The organism is Brevundimonas naejangsanensis, from assembly GCF_003627995.1.
In the GTDB taxonomy this organism is placed as follows: domain Bacteria; phylum Pseudomonadota; class Alphaproteobacteria; order Caulobacterales; family Caulobacteraceae; genus Brevundimonas; species Brevundimonas naejangsanensis_B.
Genome location: NZ_CP032707.1, coordinates 61,014 through 79,033, shown reverse-complemented (window position 1 = coordinate 79,033; position 18,020 = coordinate 61,014). Strand labels below are relative to the sequence as shown.

The following is an 18,020-nucleotide window of genomic DNA, read 5'->3' as shown; positions in this document are numbered from 1 at the left end:
TGCTGGTCCGGCGTGTGGGCGGCGTGGCCCTCGTGCTGCTGGGCCGAGGCCGCCCCGGCGACGAGCGCCAGGGCGAGAGCGCTGGAGGTGATCAGGGTCGAAGTGGTTAAACGCATGGCTTTCCTGTCCATTTCGGCATGGGGATTTCAGCGGCGTTTCTTTGCCACCACGGCCCCCGGATGCTAGAAACCGGAACAGCGGATCACGTTCCGATTCCGGCCATTTAAAGCCTGATTTCCTTGACCGACGACAGCTACCAAAACGCCGCCCCTTCGGCGCCGGGCGATATTTCGACCATCACCATCGAGGATGAGCTGAAACGCTCCTACCTCGACTACGCCATGAGCGTGATCGTCAGCCGGGCCCTGCCGGACGCGCGCGACGGTCTGAAGCCGGTGCACCGGCGCATCCTCTATTCGATGCACGATCTGAACATGACGCCCGAGCGGTCGTACTCGAAGTGCGCCCGCGTGGTCGGCGACGTGCTGGGCCGCTTCCACCCGCACGGCGACGCCTCGGTCTACATGGCCCTGGTCCGCATGGCCCAGGACTTCTCCATGGGGCTGATGCTGGTCGACGGCCAGGGCAACTTCGGCTCGGTCGACGGCGATATGCCGGCCTCGATGCGATACACCGAGGCCAAGATGGCCCCGGCCGCCGTGGCCTTGCTGACCGACATCGACAAGGACACGGTCGACTTCCAGCCGAACTACGACGAGAAGGAACTGGAGCCTGTCGTCCTGCCGGCGCGGATTCCGAACCTGCTGGTCAACGGCGCGGGCGGCATCGCCGTCGGCATGGCCACCAACATCCCGCCGCACAACCTGCGCGAAGTGATCGACGCATCGCTCGCCCTGCTGGACGATCCGAACGTGTCGGACGAGGCCCTGCTGGACATCGTGCCGGGGCCGGACTTCCCCACGGGCGGCGAGATCATGGGCCGCACGGCCCCGCGCAACGCCCTGCGCGACGGGCGCGGCTCGGTCATCGTGCGCGGCAAGGCGTCGGTCGAAGAGATCCGCAAGGATCGCGACGCCATCATCATCACCGAACTGCCCTATCAGGTGAACAAGCAGACCCTGATCGAGCGCATCGCCGAAATGGTGCGCGAGAAGCGTCTGGAAGGCATCGCCGACGTCCGCGACGAGTCGGACCGTGCGGGCATGCGCATCGTCATCGAGCTCAAGCGCGACGCCTCGGGCGACGTGATCCTGAACCAGCTGTATCGCTATACGGCGCTGCAATCCTCGTTCGGCGTCAACATGCTGGCGCTGAACCACGGCCGGCCCGAGCAGATGGGCCTGCGCGCCCTGTTGGAGGCCTTCCTCGAGTTCCGCGAGGAGGTGGTGGTCCGCCGCGTCAAGTTCGAGCTGGCCAAGGCTCGCGACCGCGGCCACGTCCTGGTCGGCCTGGCCGTCGCCGTCGCCAATATCGACGAGGTGATCCACATCATCCGCAGTTCGGCCGACCCGGCTGAGGCGCGCGAACGGCTGCAGGGCAAGGCCTGGCCGGTCGGGGACATGATGGCCCTGGTCGAACTGATCGCCGATCCGCGCACCGTGCTGGTCGAGGGCGACAAGATCCGCCTGACCGACGAACAGGCCCGCGCCATCCTGGCCCTGACGCTGTCGCGCCTGACCGGCCTGGGCCGCGACGACATCTTCGGTGAGGCGCGCAGCCTGGCCGACACCATCCAGGGCCACCTGACCATCCTGTCGGACCGCAAGAACGTCCTGGCCATCATCCGCGAAGACCTGCTGCTGGTGAAGGATCAGTTCGGCGTGGACCGCCGCACCCTTATCGGCGAGGGCGACGCCGAGATGGAGGACGAAGACCTGATCCCGCGCGAGGACATGGTCGTCACCGTCACCCACTCGGGCTACGTCAAGCGCGTAGCGCTGAACGCCTATCGGACCCAGCATCGCGGCGGCAAGGGCCGCAGCGGCATGTCGATGAAGGACGAGGACGCCATCACCGGCGTGTTCAGCGCCTCGACCCACACGCCGGTGCTGTTCTTCGCCACCAACGGCAAGGCCTATAAGCTCAAGACGTGGCGACTGCCGCTGGGCAATCCGCAGTCGCGCGGCAAGGCCTTCGTCAACCTGCTGCCGATCGAGCCGGGCGACAGCATCATGAACGTGCTGCCCCTGCCCGAGGACGAGGCGACCTGGGGCGACTACGACATCATGTTCGCCACCAAGTCGGGCGACGTGCGCCGTAACAAGCTCAGCGACTTCGCCACGGTGAACCGCGCGGGCAAGATCGCCATGAAGCTGGAAGACGACGATCGCATGGTCGGCGTCGGCCTGTGCACCGCCGAGGATGACGTCCTGCTGACGACCGCCCTTGGCCGGGCCATCCGGTTCAAGGCCGACGACGTGCGCGTGTTCAAGGGCCGCGACTCCACCGGCGTGCGCGGCATCCGCCTGCAGGACGGGGACGAGGTCATCTCCATGGCGGTCCTGGGCCGCGTGGACGCCTCGCCGGAAGAACGCGCCGCCTACGTCAAGCACGCCAACGCCATGCGCAAGGCGGCGGGCGACGGCGACGAGGTCGAGACCCCGGACGCGGACGACGAGGCCACTGGCGACGCCGTCCTGTCGGTCGAGCGCATCGCCGAACTGGGCGCGGCCGAGCAGTTCATCCTGACGGTCACGGAGACCGGCTTCGGCAAGCGGTCCTCGGCCTATGAGTATCGCCGCACCGGCCGCGGCGGGCAGGGGCTGACGGCCCACGGCCTGGGCGGTCGTGCAGGCACGCGCCTGGCCGCCGCCTTCCCGGTCGAGGAAAGCGACGACCTGATGCTGGTCACCGACGGCGGCCAGATGATCCGCACCCCGGTCGGTCAGGTCCGCATCGTCGGCCGCGCCAGCCAGGGCGTGACCATCTTCCGCACCGGCAAGGACGAGAAGGTCGTCTCGGTCGAGCGCCTGGCCGACTCCGGCGGGGACGATGAAGACGGCGACGCGGGCGAGGCCCCGACGAGCGAGGGCGGCGAGGCCTGATCCCGCATGGCCGTCGTTCCTGAGCTCTGGATCGACGGCCGGCCCGCCACGGTCGAAGACCTGGGCCGTCAGGCCCTGGTCAACTACGGCGCCCTGACCTCCTTCGGCGTGGAGGCGGGAGGGGTGCGAGGGCTGGACCGGCATCTGGACCGCCTCAATCGCTCGGCGGTCGAACTCTTCGGCGAGGCCGTTGACGAAGACCGCCTGCGCGAGCTGATGCGGACGGCCCTGGCCGGGCGTTGGGACGCCTGGCTGCGGGTTAGCCTGTTCTCCAGCGAACTGACCCTGCGCCGTCCCGACTGGATCGGCGTCCCGCAGGTGATGATCAGCGTGTCGCCGCCGACGCCGCCTCTGCCGCACGGGGTGCGCCTGCAAAGCCAGGTCCATGAGCGCGAGGCGCTGCACCTGAAGCACGTCGCGACGATGGGCCTGCTGCGGGCGCGGCGCACGGCGCGGCTGGCGGGCTTCGACGACGCCCTGTTCACGGACGGGCAGGGGCGGATTTCCGAAGGCTCGCTGTGGAACATCGGCTTCATCGCGGGCGAGACGGTGGTCTGGCCCGACGCGCCCATGCTGGACGGCGTGGCCCAGGCCCTGATCCGCGACGCCCTGGACCGCGCGGGATCGCCGCAGCGGACCGAGGTCGTGCGTCTTTCGGACCTGTCGCGCTTCGACGCCGCCTTCCTGTGCAACAGCGCCACGCCTGCCGCCGCGATCGCCGCCATCGACGGGCATGTCTTTCCGCCCGGCGCGGCCGCCGTGCAGCGGATCGGCGATCTTTGGCGTTCACAGCCGTGTCAGAAAATCTAGGCCGTTCATTTCGCACCTGCTAAACGGGCCCAAACGACGGGGAGGCCGCTGGCCATGCGTATCGGACTTTATCCGGGCACCTTCGATCCGGTCACCAACGGCCACCTCGACATCATCGGGCGGGCGGTGAAGCTGGTCGATCGCCTGGTCATCGGCGTGGCCCAGAACGACGAGAAGGGTCCGCTCTTCTCCACCGCCGAGCGGGTCGAGATGATCAAGGCCGAGGTGGCGCGCTTCAACGCCGACATCGAGGTCAGGCCCTTCTCCAGCCTGCTGATGCATTTCGCCGAGGACCTGAACGCCAACGTCATCGTGCGCGGACTGCGCGCCGTCGCGGATTTCGAGTATGAGTTCCAGATGACGGCGATGAATCAGCGCCTCAACAGCGACATAGAGACGGTGTTTCTGATGGCCGATCCGCGGCACCAGGCCATCGCCTCGCGGCTGGTGAAGGAAATCGCGCGGCTCGACGGCCGGATCGACAGCTTCGTCAGCCCGGCGGTCGCCGCGAGCGTGTTGGCCAAGGTCAAGAAGGGTTGAGGTCGGGTTTGAAGATCAAGTCTGTGATGGCGCTGGCGGCGGCCGCCGCCCTGCTGGCCGGCGGAGCTGCGGCTCAGTCGAACGAGTGGCGCACGGTGGCGCCGGAGAACCTCTGGGTGATCGACACGGCCAAGGGCCGCGTCCTGGTCGAGCTGGAGCCGCGCGCGGCGCCCACCCACGTCGAGCGCATCCGCGCCCTGACGGGCCAGGGTTTCTATGATGGGCTGAAGTTCCACCGCGTCATCCCGAACTTCATGGCCCAGACCGGCGACCCGCAGGGCACTGGCGCGGGCGGCAGCGAATTGCCGGACCTGAAGGGGGAGTTCACCTTCCGTCGCGGCCGCGACAGCGGCTTCGCCCCGGTCGACAACAGTGGCGCGGGCCTGCGCGGGATCATGGGCTCCATCCCCATCGTCACCCAGCCCGACGCCCAGATGTACGTTACCGCCGACCTGAAGACCTCGGCCCAGGGCCTGTTCTGCCCGGGTGTCGCGGGCATGGCGCGCGCCGGTTCGCCCGACAGCGCCAACAGCCAGTTCTTCCTGATGACCGGCCGCAATGACAATCTGAACGGCGGCTACACGGTCTTCGGCCGGGTGGTGCAGGGCCTGGACGTGGTGCACGCGCTCAAGGCCGGCAATGACGCCAACGACGGCGCTGTCGGTCCCGACGCCGACGCCATGACCCGCGTGCGCCTGGCCTCGGCCCTGCCGGAGGCCGAGCGGCCGACCGTGCGCGTGGCCGTGCCCGGCTCGGCGCCGTTCAACGCCGCCGTCGAGGCCGCTCGGGCCGAGAAGGGCGCGACCTTCAACATCTGCGACGTCCAGCCGCCCGTCCAGGGAGGCTGAACGCCGCTAACCACGCCGGGGAGGGGCGAGGCATGACGAGGCAAGGACTTCGGGCGGCGGGAGCCGCTATTCTGGCGGCGGCCGCCTGCGCGGCGCCCGTGGCCTGGGCGCAGGCCCCGGCGCCCAGCGACGCCACGCCGGTGATCGCCGCCGGCGACTGGCGCGTCGTGGCACCCGACAATCTGCTGGTCATCGACACCACCAAGGGCCGCGTCCTGGTGGAGATGACGCCCGAGGCCGCGCCCGGCCACGTCGCCCGCATCCGCCTGCTGGCCAAGGCGGGCTTCTATGACGGCGTGCCCTGGCATCGGGTCATCGACGGCTTCATGGCCCAGACCGGCGATCCGCTCGGCACGGGCGAGGGCCAGAGCTGGCACCCTGATCTCAAGGCCGAGTTCACCTTCCGCCGCGACGCCCAGACGCCCTTCGCCGCCGTGGCCGCCCCGGCGGGCGCCCTGGTCGGCTTCGTCCAGTCCCTGCCGGTCCAGACCCAGCCCGACGCGGTGATGGCCACGACGGCGGACGGCAAGGTCCATGCCTGGGGCCTGTACTGCCCCGGCGTCGCCGGCATGGCGCGCGATGAGGCCCCCGACAGCGCCAACAGCCAGTTCTTCCTGATGCGCCAGCCCTATCCGGCGCTGGACAAGCGCTACACGGTGTGGGGCCGGGTTGTGTCGGGCCTGGACGTGGTCCGCGCCCTGAAGTTCAGCCCCAAGCCGGACGGCATCGTCGCCGAGCCAGACCGGATGACGCGTGTGCGTGTGGCCGGCGACATGGCCGAGGCGGAGCGGCCGGTTGCGCGGGTGCTGAGCACGGCGAGCGCGCCGTTCCGCGATCTGGTTGAGAGGACGCGAACGGCGCGGGGCGCGGACTTTTCGGTTTGCGACATCGACCTGCCGGTCGAGGTGAAGTGACGCGGCATCCTTCTCCCACAAGGGGAGAAGGCTGTTATTCGCCGCCGCCGCCGCCACGCTTGCGACGCCTGCGTCGACGCGGCTTCTGCTGCCGGTCCTCGCGCATCTTCCGCAGCAGCAGGCCTTCGCGCAGGCCGCGGTCGGCGACGCGCACCCGCTCGCACGGCCAGGCGCGCTGCACCGCCTCCAGGATGGCCGCGCCGGCAAGCACCAGGTCGGCGCGGTCAGGCCCGATGCAGCTTTCCGCCGCGCGGCCCGCGGGGCCCAGGGCGATCAGGCGGTCGGCCGCCTTCTCGCAGTCGCCACGCGTCATCCACAGGCCGTCGACCAGGTCGCGCTGATAGCGTTTCAGGCCCAGGTGAATGCCGGCCAGGCTGGTGATGGCGCCCGAGGTGCCGACCATGTGGCCACGGCCGTCGCGGACGCGGGCCATGAAGTCGGCGGCCCCGGGGCCCCCGGCGGCGATGGCGGCGCCGAAGTCGGAGACCATGGCCTCGTACCACTCGGGCGGGCTGCCCTCGGGCTCGGGATGGCGCTCGGCCAGGCTGACCACACCCAGCGGCGCCGACATCCAGGCCACGGTGTCGAAGCCGCGCGCGCCCTTCATCAGCCAGGACAGCTCGGTCGAGCCGCCGCCGACGTCGATGACCAGCACCGCCTCGGCGCGCGGGTCGAACAGGTTGAGGCAGCCCGCGACCGACAGGGCGGCCTCTTCGGCCGGGTCGATGATCGTGAGGCGCAGGCCCGTGCCGCGCCGCACCCGCTCGACGAAGGCGGGGCCGTTCTCGGCCATGCGGCAGGCCTGGGTGGCGACGGCGGTCAGGCGCTGGGGATCGACCCCCTTGCGCACCAGACGTTCGGCGCACAGGGCCAGGGCGTCATAGGCCCGGTCCATCGCGCGGTCGTCCAGGCGGCCCGTGCGCGACAGACTCTCGCCCAGGCGCACGATGCGGCTGAAGGAATCGACCACGCGAAAGCCGTCGCGCGCGGGGCGCGCGATCAGCAGGCGGCAATTGTTGGTCCCCAGGTCGAGCGCGCCATAGAGGGGCGCGTCCCGATCGAAATGCCCGCTGCTGCGGGGCCTTCGAGGCAGGGACCGCGTGTCGCGCCGTCCGGGCGCGCCAGGGGTCTCCGGCATGGGCCGAGTTCTCATGTGGGCGGTCCGAAGCGGCGCCCGTCCCCGACAAGGTAAACCCTCGCGCCCTGTCGCGCCAAGCCGTCATCTGCAAAGCCGTGACCTGACGGCCGACCTGATGACCGGAGGATGAACAGCGCATCCTCATGGGCTTCAGACGGCCCGGCCTATGCTGCGGTCATGACCCAGGTTCACACAGCCCGGTTCGGCCTCGGACAGATCGTCCGGCATCGCGACCACGCCTTCCATGGTCTGGTTCTCGATGTGGACGCCCAATACGCAGGTTCGGCCGCAGAGACGGGCGTGGTCGTCAGCGACCAGCCTTTCTACCGCATCCTCATCGCGGACACCGAAGGCGGCGTGATGGCCTACGCAGCCGAGGACGTCCTTGTCGCGACGCCGGAGATCGAACCCTTGTCCCCCGAAGACGAGCGGGAGTGGTTCACCATCGATGCCCATGGCCGCCACGCGCCCCGCTCTCAAACGTTGCAATAGCCGTGCGTGACGCGGGCGAGACGGCGCGCTAATCTGCCTCGAAACGGCCGTAGAGCCGAGAGGAGCGTCCCCATGTCCGACTTCGAGCACGTTTTCGAGCAGCCGCCGGAAGGCGCCGCCGCCGACTGGACCATTCCCCAGAATTGGGGGGCCTATACCGAAGTCGAGCACGAGACCTGGAACACCCTCTATGCGCGGCAGATGAAGATCCTGCCGGGCCGGGCCTGCGAGGCCTTCCTGCGCGGGCTGGACGCCCTTGACCTGAACATGGGCGGCATCCCCGACTTCGAGGTGATGAACCCCAAGCTTCAGGCCCTGACCGGCTGGACCGTGGTCTGCGTTCCCGGCCTGGTGCCGGACGACGTCTTCTTCGACCACCTGGCCAACCGCCGCTTCGTCTCGGGGCAGTTCATCCGCAAGCCGGATCAACTGGACTATCTGCAGGAGCCGGACATCTTCCACGACGTGTTCGGCCATGTGCCGATGCTGACCGATCCCGACTTCGCCGCCTATATGGAGGCCTATGGCAAGGGCGGGCAGCGCGCGGCGTCGCTGGGGATGCTGCAGAACCTGGCGCGGCTCTACTGGTACACGGTCGAGTTCGGCCTGATGCAGGAGGCGGGCGGCCTTCGCATCTACGGCGCGGGCATCGTGTCGTCGGCGACCGAGAGCGTCTTTAGCCTTGAGGACGCCTCGCCGAACCGCCTGGGCTTCGACCTGGAGCGGGTGATGAAGACCCTCTATCGCATCGACGACTTCCAGCAGGTCTATTTCGTCATCGACAGCATCGAGCAGCTGAAGCGCGAGACGCTGCAGGACTTCGGCCCGATCTACGAGCGGCTGAAGGGGGCCGAGGACTTGCCGATCGAGACCATCCTGCCGACCGATCACGTCTTCACGCGCGGGACGCAGGCCTACGCCGCCAAGGGCGGGCGGTTCGCCGCCTGAGCGGCTCTCGGAAAAACAGAGTCCAATTCGTCTGAATCGTCTGAAATCTCCTTCGTGGCGCTGGCTGGGAGGCGATGATGGCGCGCGACGAAGGGCGGGCGCGCAAAAGCGTTCCGGACGCCCGCAAACCCCATGTTTTTCAGGGATAGAGGCGTCGGATTAGGATGTTTGGCGATGCCCTGGCGTCTTCCTTCTCCCCTTGTGGGAGAAGGTGTCAGGCGTAAGCCTGACGGATGAGGGGTTGCGCCGTCCCTCACCGATCATCCGCTTCATCTACTGTCGCAAGACCCCTCATCCGACCCGCTGCGCGGGCCACCTTCTCCCACAAGGGGAGAAGGGAGATGGAGGGCGTCAGCGCTGGAACGGGTAGAAGCCGCCGCCCAGGTTCAGGATCTGCGTCAGCTCGTCCAGGGCGCCGCGCGTCTCGTCGAGCAGGCTGGGATCGGCCAGGTCGCGGGCGGTCAGGCGGTCGCGATACCAGCGGCGGCCCCAGTCGCTGAGACGGACGTGCAGGGCGTCGGTCAGGCGCATGGCCGGGTTGGTCGCCGCCAGTTCGGCTTCGGTCAGGACGACGCGCAGGCGCAGGCAGGCCGGGCCGCCGCCGTTGCGCATCGACTGGCGCACGTCGACGTATTCGACATGGCCGATCGGGCCGTTGGAGGCGGCGAGGCTCTGCGCCACCGCATGGCTGCGCGGGTTGTCGCGCGTCTCGGTCGGACAGATCAGGGTCAGGCGGTCCTGGCCCGGAACCCGGATCAGCATGGAGTTGAACAGGTAGGAGCTGATGGCGTCGGCCAGCGGCAGGTCGGCGGCCGAAACCTCGACGAACTGCGGCTCGAAGCGGCCGTCGGCGGCGGCGCGGATGGCGGCCTTGGTTCCGTTCGTATCTTCGAAGGCCAGCTCGTGGAAGAAGAGGGTGTCCAGGGCGCCGACGCAGACCACGTCGTTGTGGAAGGTTCCGCCGGCGATGGCGGCCTTGCCCTGACGGGCCAGGACGGCGCCGGACGCGGCGTGGCGGCGCATGATCGCCTCGGACGCCTCGCGCGTCTGGCGGGCGGGGTAGGGGCCGTCCCAATGCTCCCAGGCCTCGCGGCCCCAAACCATCAGATTGACGCCCGCCTCGCCGTGATCGCGGCACAGGCGGACGTGGTTGGCGGCGCCTTCGTCGGCGAGGTGGGCGACGGAGGGCAGGGCGTCGTGGACGGCGAACCGGCTGGCGTCGGGGAAGAGGGCGTCCAGCGCGCGCTTCGTCTGATCATGCTCCAGGCTGCGGTGCAGGTTGGTGATCAGGTTGGCGGGGGTGAAGTGGACGCGGCCGTCGGCGGCGTCGGCGCTGGGCGTCACCGTGGCGGCGTTGGCGGCCCACATGGGCGAGGCGGAACAGGCGGCGGCGGCGAAGGAGGGCGCGTCCTTCCACGCCCGCTCCAGCACCTGGGCGTCGGAGCCCGCAAAGCCGAGGTCGCGCAGGAAGGGGATGTTCGGCCGCTCGTGCGGGGGCAGGACGAACTGGGGCAGGCCCAGGTCGGCCAGGGTCTTCATCTTGTCGAGGCCCTGCAGCACGGCCGCGCCCGGGTTCGACGCTTGGCCCTTGTTCAGGCTGGAGGCGAGGTTGCCGGGCGACAGCCCCGCGTAGGAGTGCGTCGGCCCGATCAGGCCGTCGGCGTTGGCTTCGATGGCGTGGGTCATGAACTCACCGGGATGATCATTACTGGCGGGCTCAGCCCGATGGCGGCCGCCACAGGTAAGGCGAAAAGCCACACGACGGTGACAATGGTTGCAGTGACGACGATGAGCCCGGCGAGTTCCCGCCATAGCCCATTGCGCCAAATAGCTTCACTGACGACCACCATCATTAGCGTGAACATCGCACACCACATGAAGACAAGTCGGCGAGGCTCAAGCGCCGGAGGCCAACCGAACTTCACCAGCAATATGAAGGGCACGAGTAACGCAGTACCGACGAAAGCGATGAGCGGGAGCTTCCAATAGATATCCAGCCGCTGGATCAGCGGAGGAGGACCTATCCGACGATCTCCGCGCCAGTCGGTGATCATCCCCGCAAGCCCTTGATCTCGCTTTCGATGTTCTTGACCGAACCGGCCTCGAAGCTGGCGACCGGGTAGGCGCAGTAGTCGGCGGCGTACCAGGCGCTGGGGCGGTGGTTGCCGCTGGCGCCGAGGCCGCCGAAAGGCATGTCGCCCGCCGCCCCCGTGGTCGGGCGGTTGAAGTTCACCACGCCGGCGCGGATGCGGTTGATGAAGCGGTCCCAGTTCTTCGCCTCATCGCTGACCAGACCCGCGGACAGGCCGTACTTGGTGGCGTTGGCGGCGGCGATGGCGGCGTCAAAGCTCGGGACGCGAAGCACCTGCAGGAAGGGGGCGAACATTTCCTCGTCCTCGACCGTGACGCCGGTGACGTCGATGATCGCAGGCTTCACGAAGGCGCCCGGCAGGTTGTCGACGGGGCCTGAGGCGCGGATCACGCGAGCGCCCGCGTCGATGCGCTGTTGCAGGGCGGCCAGAGCGTTGCTGGCGGCCTTTTCCGAGATCAGAGGGCCGGCGTAGGGCTCAGGGTCGCTGTCCCACGGGGCGAAGTTCAGGCGATCCGACAGGGCGGCGACGGCCTCGACGATGGCGTCGCCCTGCGCGCCTTCCGGCACGATCAGGCGGCGCGCGCAGGAGCAGCGCTGGCCGGTGGTGACGAAGGCGGACTGGACCACGATGCCGGCGACAGCTTCGGCGTCGGCGGCGTCCCAGACGACCAGCGGGTTGTTGCCGCCCAGCTCCAGCGCCAGGATGACGTGGGGATCGTCGGCGAACTTGCGCCGGAAGTGGGCGCCCGCCGCGCCCGAGCCGGTGAACATCAGGGCGTCGATCGGCTGATCCAGCAGGGCCGCGCCGGTGTCGCGCCCGCCCTGCACCATGTTGAACACGCCGGTCGGCAGGTCGGCGGCCTCAAGGCATTCGGCCATCAGCTGGCCGGTCAGGGGCGTTTCCTCGGACGGCTTGAACACGACCGTATCGCCCGCCAGCAGGGCCGGGACGATGTGGCCGTTGGGCAGGTGGCCGGGGAAGTTGAACGGGCCGAGCACAGCCGAGACGCCGTGCGGGCGGTGCCGCAGGACGGCGCGGCCGAAGGCGGTGTCGCTGCTGCGCTCGCCGGTGCGCTCGTCATAGGCGCGGATGGAGATGTCGACCTTGCCCTGCATGGCGGCGGCTTCGGCCTTGGTCTCCCACAGGGCCTTGCCGGTTTCCCTGGCGATGGTCTCGGCGATTTCGGGCGCGCGCTCTTTCAGGATGGCCTGATAGCGTTTCACCGCGTCGATGCGGTCCTGACGCGGGCGGTCGGCCCAGTCGGGGAAGGCGGCGCGGGCGGCTTCGACGGCGGCGCCGACCTGTTCGGCGGAGGCGGCTTCGCCCTCCCAGACGGTTTCGCCGGTGGCGGGGTTGGTGGAGGTGAAGTGGGTCATGCGTTTTCTCCCCTTCTCCCCTTGTGGGAGAAGGTGGTCGCGGCAGCGACCGGATGAGGGGTTGCGGCGACGTCTGACAGGGCGGCGCTGTCGCCAGGATAAAGGGTGGACGTCGCGGCGACACCCCTCATCCGACCTGCTTCGCAGGCCACCTTCTCCCACGAGGGGAGAAGGACATTCTTGTGCGCTATCGCCTGCGGCTGCTTGAGCGCGGGTATCACGACTTCACCCGTACCGTGGCGCCGTCCTTGATCTTAAGGGCGGCGGCGACGTCGGGAGTCATGCGGGCCTGGTCGCCGTCGATCAGGACGCGGGCGCGGACGGCGCGGAAGGCGGCGACGCTGTCGGTCGAGACCAGGGAGGGCAGGTCGACCTCGACCTCCGTCTCGATGCGGGCGGTCAGGGCGCGGGCGTCGCGGACGGTGCGGATATTGTCGCGGCCGCAGGCCACGGTCGGACCGGCGTCGAAGATGTCGATCAGGCCGTTGGGGCGGAAGCCCTCGCTTTCCAGCAGGGCCATGGCGGGCACGCCCTGCGGGTGGACCTTGCCGATCACGGCGCGGGCCGGTTCGGGCAGCAAGTCGATGTAGATGGGGTGGCGCGGGGCCAGGTCGAGGATGAACTGCTTGTCGGTCGAGCCGGTCATGCGGTCGGCGTCGTCAAAGTCCATCGGGAAGAATTTGTGCGCCACGTGATCCCAGAACGGGCAGTAGCCGTCGGGGGTGAAGACGCCGCGCAGTTCGGCCAACACATTGTCGGCGAACAGGTCCGGCTGGGCGCCGATCAGCATATAGCGCGACTGGCTGAGCAGGCGCCCGGCGCCGCCCTTGCGCCGGTCGGCCTTGAGGAACAGGGAGCCGACCTCGGTCCAGCCGGTGCATTCGTTGACCAGCACCAGCGTCTGATGGTTCAGCTTCACGTTCAGCGACGGCGACTGGACGGTGTTGTTGACCACGCGGAAGCTGAAGAAGGGCCGCTTCAGCCCAACCGTCGCCTTGACCGAGCCGATGCCGTCGACATCGCCCGTGTCGCCGTCTTCCAGCATCAGGGTGTACCAGGCCTCTTCGGGCGCGACCTTGCCTTCAAAGCTGGCCTTGCTGAGTTCCAGCCGCTCGCTCAGGACATCGGCGTCCTCGGGCAGGCTTGTGAAGCCGGGGCCCGACAGGATGGCCAGTTCGAGCAGGTGATGGAGGTCGGCGGGACCGGCGGGGCGAACAACGAGCATGCGGTTACATCGTCTCCAGTCGGAGCTGTTTCAGTTTGAGGGCGTCGATCTCGCCCGAGGCGATCTTGCACAGGATCAGGGCTGACAACTGGGCGCGCTCGACGAAGCTGGAGGGCCAGGCGAACTCCTGATCCGAATGAATGTCGCCGCCGACGACGCCCAGGGTGTCGACGTTGGGCAGGCCCGCGGCGTGCAGGTTGTTGCCCTCGCAGACGCCGCCCGAGGGTTTCCAGGCGATGGTCTGGCCCAGCAGTTCGCCTGCGTCGCGCACGGCGTGGAACAGGGCCGTCTGCGATGCGTCCATCGGCTTGGGCGCCCGGGTCATGCCGCCGTGCAGGTCCAGCGTCAGGCCGGGGAAGGGCGGCTCGGCGGCGAGGGCGCGCACCGTCTCGTCGATCCACGTCGCGCTCTGGGCGTCCGGCACGCGCACGTTGAAGCGCACGACAGCGTTGTCGGCCACGACGTTCAGCGGGCCGCCGCCGGCGATCTTGGCGACATTGACGGTGACGCCCTCGCGCTGGCCGTTCAGGGCGTGCAGGCGGGCGGCGATGATGGCGGCGCCGGCGACGGCGTTGGCGCCCTCGTGGAAGGCGCGGCCCGCGTGGGCGGCCTTGCCGGTGACGATCAGGTGGAAGTTGCCGCTGCCCTTGCGCTCGCCCGCCAGGGTTCCGTCGGAAAGGGCGGGCTCATAGGTCAGGCCCACATGGCCCCGCGCGCCCAGTTCCGCCAGCAGGGGCGCCGAAGCGGGCGAGCCGATCTCTTCGTCGGGGGACAGCAGCACGGTCCAGCCGACGCGGGCCTTGTCCGGGTGCGTCTCGAAGGCTTCCAGCGCGGCCATCATGACGCTGATCCCGCCCTTCATGTCGGCGATGCCGGGGCCGTTCAGGGCGCCGTCGGCGCGGCTCACGACGGTCTGGAAGGCGCTGTCGGCGGGGAAGACGGTGTCGTAGTGGCCGGTCAGGACGACCTGGATCGGCGCCTCGGGCCGGGCGGTGATCTTCAGACAGTCGGCGTAGCTCTCGGGGATCACCGCGCCGCTGTCGGCGACGGTGGTCGACCCTTGCGTCGGCAAGCGCTCGACCGCGGTCTGGCTGAACGCGGCGCGCGCCGTCGTCTCCAGCACATCCAGAACCCGCGCCAGCCCTTGGGCGTGGCGGCTGCCTGAGTTGAGGTTGGACCAGTCCACCGCCCGTTGGACGATGGCGTCGCCTTGGGCCGCGACATGATCCAGGACGGCGTGGTCGTGAGGGTCGATCCGCATGGCTGAAACCCTAAACGGGGCGACGGCAAAGGTGAAGGCGAGGCGGTTTCTCTCCCGCGCCCTTGGGAAAACGGCGCGCGGCGGGATAGTTTCGCCGCCTCAGTCAGGGAGTCGCGCATGAACCGTCGGATCGCACCGCCTCAACCCTTCGCCCCGGTCGATTCGACCGAGACGGCGAAGGCGCTCGCGCGCGGCAGCGCCTGGGCCTTCTGGATCTGGGCGGGGATCGGCCTGATGCAGGCGGGGCTGGTCTGGTTCCACGGCGATGCGGCGCACCAGGAGACGCGCGGGGCGACGACGGGCTTCATGATCGTCTTCGCCGGTTTCGCGATCCTGCTGGGATGGATGCAGTGGCGACGCCCCAACCGCATCCTGCCGGGGTTCGGCCTGGCCTGGGCGCTGTATGAGCTCAGCGCCCTGTCGGTCGGCCTTCTGGTCGGCGCGCCCCTGGCGGCGCCGGGGCTGCCGGACTGGAGCATCGCCCTGGCGGGGGCGGCCATGGTCCTGTGCCTGCTGCTGCACATCGGCGGCCTGCGCGGGGCGGCGGCGCTGGCGCAGTCCGCGCCTACCCGGCCTGCCGGCAAGCCTTGAACCCAAGGGGGCGAGATGAACCGGAACCTGAAACTCTGGCTGCGGGCGGCCAATCCCTTCACGCCGCCGCGCGGCATGGCCGAGGCGCAGCGGGCTGCGCGGGCCGGCGCTGTGGCGTTGGCGATCGGCGCGATCCAAAGCTTGGCCATCCTTCCACTGATGCCCGAAAGGATGACGCAGTCGACGGACCTGATGATGCAGCAGGGGGCAGGCCTGGCCGCTGAAGATCAAGCCTTCATAGAGGCCGCCATGGCGGCGATGACGCCGATGATGATGATCGGCGTCGTGGTCTTTTCGATCCTCTATCTGGTGCTGGCCGTGGTGCAATGGCGACGGATGACCTGGGTCATCCCGGCCGTCATGCTCGGCCTGCTGGCCTACAGCCTGCTTAGCGCCCTGAGCGGGGTGGCGATGCTGGGCGAGAAGGCCGGCCAGTTTTATACCCCGTTGGCCGTCGTCCAGTGGGTCGTCATGCTGGCGACGGGCCTTGTCCATGTGGCCGCGCTGCGCGGCGGGCGTATGCTTGAGCAGTTGAAACGGAGCGTCTGAACCATGACCGTCACGATCTTTCACAACCCGAAATGCTCGACCTCGCGCAAGGCGCTGGAGATGCTGCAGGAGAAGGGCGTTCAGCCGAACGTGGTCGAGTATCTGAAAACGGGCTGGGACGCCGAGACCCTGAACCGTCTGGCGCGCGAGACGGGGGGCGGCCTCAAGGGCCTGCTGCGCAAGAAGGAGGCCGAGGCCGCCGAGCTTCTGGCCGCCGACGCCGATGACGCGGCCGTCCTGGCGGCCATGATGGCCAGCCCCGTCCTCGTCGAGCGCCCCATCGTGGAGACGCCCAAGGGCGCGGCCATCGGCCGCCCGGTCGAGGCTATCCTGCCCCTGCTGGCCGACTGATCAGCCGCCCGCCCAGGCGCGCTCCAGGGCGGCCAGGTCCAGGCGCTTCATCGGCATCATCGCCTCCATGAGGCGGCGGGACTGATCGGGGGTTCCGCTGGTCAGCATCTCGCTCATGCGGCGTGGCACGATCTGCCATGACAGGCCGTAGCGGTCCTTGACCCAGCCGCACTGCTCGGCTTCGGGCACGGCCGACAGGGCGTTGGTCATCCGGTCCATCTCGACCTGGTCCTCGCAGTCGATCTGGAAGGACACGGCTTCGTTGAACTTGAAGTAGGGGCCGCCGTTCAGCCCGGTGAAGGCGACGCCGTTCAGGGTGAAGGCCACGGTCAGGGCGTCGCCCGCCTTGCCGCCGGGATAGTCGGTCGGGGCGCGCGCCACCTGGTCGATCCGCGAATCGGGGAACAGGGAGACGTAGAAGGCCGCCGCCTCTTCCGCCTGGCCGTCGAACCAGAGGCAGGGGGTGATGCGCTGCGGGGGGGCGGTCGTCATGGTCGATCTCCTCGGTTTCTTGCGCGGCCGGCGCCGCCTGGGCGGTCAGCGAACGAACGGCGGCCGGTTCCGCCCCAGAGCGGGCGCTGTTTTTCTCGCGCGGTCAAATCAGGGCCAGGCCCATGCTGCCGACGGCGGTCAGCACCACGACGATCCAGGGCGGGCATTTCCAGACCGTGAGCAGGACGAAGCCGACCAGCGCCACGGCGAAGTCGCGGGGGCTCAGCACCGCGCTGGTCCACACTGGACTGTAGAGCGCCGAAGCCAGGACGCCGACGACGGCGGCGTTGGCGCCGCGCATGGCGGCCTGCGCCAGCGGCCGCGCGCGCAGGGCGTCCCAGAAGGGCAGCACTCCCGTCACCAGCAGAAGGCCCGGCGCGAAGATCGCCGCCAGGCAGAGCGCCGCGCCGACGATCCCGCTGGGCGAAGGCTCCATGGCGGCGCCGAGAAAGGCTGCGAAGGTGAACAGCGGGCCGGGCACGGCCTGGGCCGCGCCATAGCCGGCGAGAAAGGCGTCCGGGCCGATCCATCCGGGCCGTACCACGCCTTCCTCCAGCAGGGGCAGGACCACGTGGCCGCCGCCGAAGACCAGGGCGCCGGCGCGGTAGAAGGCGTCGACCAGGGCCACGCCGTGCGCCCCGGTGGCCATCGAGGCCAGCGGCAAGCCGGCCAGAAGGATGAAGAAGGCCGCCAGGGCGACGAGGCCGGCCCGGCGCGAGACGGGAAAGGTCAGGCGGCCGCGGGGCGCGCCGCCCGCCCCCCGGCAGAAGCCGACGCCCGCCACGGCCCCGGCCAGGATCGCCGCGACCTGGCTTTGGGCGCCGCCGAACAGGACCACGACCAGGACGGCGGCCAGGGCGATCGCCGCCCTCGGGCGGTCGGGCGCGAGCGCGCGGGCCATGCTCCACACGGCCTGGGCCACGACCGCCACGGCGACCAGCTTCAGCCCGTGGACCAGACCGGCGCCGACGGGCCCTTGCAGATAGGCCGCGCCGAAGGCGAACGACGCCAGCAGGAGGGCGGACGGCAGGGTGAAGGCGCACCATGCGGCCAGTCCGCCCAGCGGGCCGCCCCTGAGCAGGCCCAGGGCATAGCCCACCTGGCTGGACGCCGGGCCGGGCAGGAACTGGCATAGGGCGACCAGGTCGGCATAGCCCGCCTCGTCGATCCACCGGCGGCGCTCGACCAGTTCGTCGCGGAAATAGCCGAGGTGGGCGACGGGACCCCCGAACGAGGTCAGGCCCAGCTTGAGAAAGGCGCCGAATACCTCGCCCGGCGTGCCGACGGGCGCGGCGGGCCTCGACCGATCATCGGGTTCTGCGGTCATGGCGGCCCAGGGGGAGGCGACGAGGGAGGCGTGGTCATGCGTCATTTTCGGCCGTGCGCG

The 18,020-nt window shown here is 69.5% G+C and carries 18 protein-coding genes; 10 read left to right on the top strand and 8 right to left on the bottom strand.

Annotated features, from left to right (window positions below; translation table 11 throughout):
- Nucleotides 1-239 precede the first annotated feature (239 nt).
- The 5 genes from gyrA to D8I30_RS00375 are packed head-to-tail and all read left to right on the top strand — an operon-like array spanning nt 240 to nt 6,117.
- Nucleotides 240-3,005, top strand: a complete 2,766-nt coding sequence (gene gyrA, locus D8I30_RS00395) for a DNA gyrase subunit A (protein WP_121480968.1) — start codon at nt 240-242, stop codon at nt 3,003-3,005.
- Between the two features lie 6 nt (nt 3,006-3,011).
- Nucleotides 3,012-3,815, top strand: coding sequence for an aminotransferase class IV (locus D8I30_RS00390; protein ID WP_121480967.1), 804 nt, complete (start codon nt 3,012-3,014; stop codon nt 3,813-3,815).
- Nucleotides 3,816-3,869: 54 nt separating this feature from the next.
- On the top strand, nt 3,870-4,355 hold the full coding sequence (gene coaD / locus D8I30_RS00385; RefSeq protein WP_121480966.1) for a pantetheine-phosphate adenylyltransferase: 486 nt from the start codon (nt 3,870-3,872) through the stop codon (nt 4,353-4,355).
- Between the two features lie 26 nt (nt 4,356-4,381).
- Entirely contained in the window at nt 4,382-5,203 is an 822-nt protein-coding gene (locus D8I30_RS00380; RefSeq protein WP_162938910.1) for a peptidylprolyl isomerase, read from the top strand.
- A gap of 32 nt (nt 5,204-5,235) precedes the next feature.
- Complete coding sequence (locus D8I30_RS00375; protein ID WP_121480964.1) at nt 5,236-6,117, top strand: peptidylprolyl isomerase; 882 nt, start codon at nt 5,236-5,238, stop codon at nt 6,115-6,117.
- Between the two features lie 34 nt (nt 6,118-6,151).
- Here D8I30_RS00375 and D8I30_RS00370 read toward each other — a convergent pair whose 3' ends face one another.
- The gene (locus tag D8I30_RS00370) at nt 6,152-7,255 is read right to left on the bottom strand and encodes a Ppx/GppA phosphatase family protein (RefSeq protein ID WP_121480963.1); all 1,104 of its coding nucleotides are present in this window, start codon (nt 7,253-7,255) and stop codon (nt 6,152-6,154) included.
- A 177-nt stretch (nt 7,256-7,432) separates the two neighbouring features.
- Here D8I30_RS00370 and hspQ point away from each other — a divergent pair, with 177 nt between their 5' ends.
- Complete coding sequence (hspQ, locus tag D8I30_RS00365) at nt 7,433-7,747, top strand: heat shock protein HspQ (protein ID WP_121480962.1); 315 nt, start codon at nt 7,433-7,435, stop codon at nt 7,745-7,747.
- 72 nt (nt 7,748-7,819) lie between these two features.
- Nucleotides 7,820-8,695 carry a phenylalanine 4-monooxygenase gene (gene phhA, locus D8I30_RS00360; protein ID WP_121480961.1) on the top strand — a complete coding sequence of 292 codons (876 nt, stop codon included), beginning with the start codon at nt 7,820-7,822 and terminating at the stop codon, nt 8,693-8,695.
- A 351-nt stretch (nt 8,696-9,046) separates the two neighbouring features.
- Here the strand turns inward: phhA and astB are convergent, their stop codons facing one another.
- The 5 genes from astB to D8I30_RS00335 form a co-directional block, all read right to left on the bottom strand.
- Nucleotides 9,047-10,381 carry an N-succinylarginine dihydrolase gene (gene astB / locus D8I30_RS00355; protein ID WP_121480960.1) on the bottom strand — a complete coding sequence of 445 codons (1,335 nt, stop codon included), beginning with the start codon at nt 10,379-10,381 and terminating at the stop codon, nt 9,047-9,049.
- Nucleotides 10,378-10,749, bottom strand: coding sequence for a hypothetical protein (locus D8I30_RS00350; RefSeq protein ID WP_121480959.1), 372 nt, complete (start codon nt 10,747-10,749; stop codon nt 10,378-10,380). The genes astB and D8I30_RS00350 overlap by 4 nt, the downstream gene beginning before the upstream one ends.
- Entirely contained in the window at nt 10,746-12,164 is a 1,419-nt protein-coding gene (gene astD / locus D8I30_RS00345; protein ID WP_121480958.1) for a succinylglutamate-semialdehyde dehydrogenase, read from the bottom strand. Before astD ends, D8I30_RS00350 begins: the two co-directional genes overlap by 4 nt.
- A gap of 217 nt (nt 12,165-12,381) precedes the next feature.
- Nucleotides 12,382-13,389 carry an arginine N-succinyltransferase gene (locus D8I30_RS00340; protein ID WP_121480957.1) on the bottom strand — a complete coding sequence of 336 codons (1,008 nt, stop codon included), beginning with the start codon at nt 13,387-13,389 and terminating at the stop codon, nt 12,382-12,384.
- Nucleotides 13,390-13,393: 4 nt separating this feature from the next.
- Nucleotides 13,394-14,650, bottom strand: coding sequence for a hydrolase (locus D8I30_RS00335; protein ID WP_121480956.1), 1,257 nt, complete (start codon nt 14,648-14,650; stop codon nt 13,394-13,396).
- Nucleotides 14,651-14,767: 117 nt separating this feature from the next.
- Between D8I30_RS00335 and D8I30_RS00330 the strand changes: the two genes are divergently transcribed.
- The 3 genes from D8I30_RS00330 to arsC are packed head-to-tail and all read left to right on the top strand — an operon-like array spanning nt 14,768 to nt 16,141.
- Nucleotides 14,768-15,241, top strand: a complete 474-nt coding sequence (locus D8I30_RS00330; RefSeq protein ID WP_121480955.1) for a hypothetical protein — start codon at nt 14,768-14,770, stop codon at nt 15,239-15,241.
- A 15-nt stretch (nt 15,242-15,256) separates the two neighbouring features.
- Nucleotides 15,257-15,790, top strand: coding sequence for a hypothetical protein (locus D8I30_RS00325; protein ID WP_121480954.1), 534 nt, complete (start codon nt 15,257-15,259; stop codon nt 15,788-15,790).
- 3 nt (nt 15,791-15,793) lie between these two features.
- Nucleotides 15,794-16,141 (top strand): arsenate reductase (glutaredoxin), encoded by a 348-nt coding sequence (arsC, locus tag D8I30_RS00320; RefSeq protein WP_121480953.1) that lies wholly within the window; start codon nt 15,794-15,796, stop codon nt 16,139-16,141.
- On the opposite strand, the gene D8I30_RS00315 is transcribed toward arsC, so the two are convergent.
- Nucleotides 16,142-16,633 carry a VOC family protein gene (locus tag D8I30_RS00315; protein ID WP_121480952.1) on the bottom strand — a complete coding sequence of 164 codons (492 nt, stop codon included), beginning with the start codon at nt 16,631-16,633 and terminating at the stop codon, nt 16,142-16,144.
- Nucleotides 16,634-16,736: 103 nt separating this feature from the next.
- On the bottom strand, nt 16,737-17,960 hold the full coding sequence (gene chrA, locus D8I30_RS00310) for a chromate efflux transporter (protein ID WP_121483325.1): 1,224 nt from the start codon (nt 17,958-17,960) through the stop codon (nt 16,737-16,739).
- Nucleotides 17,961-18,020: the final 60 nt, after the last annotated feature.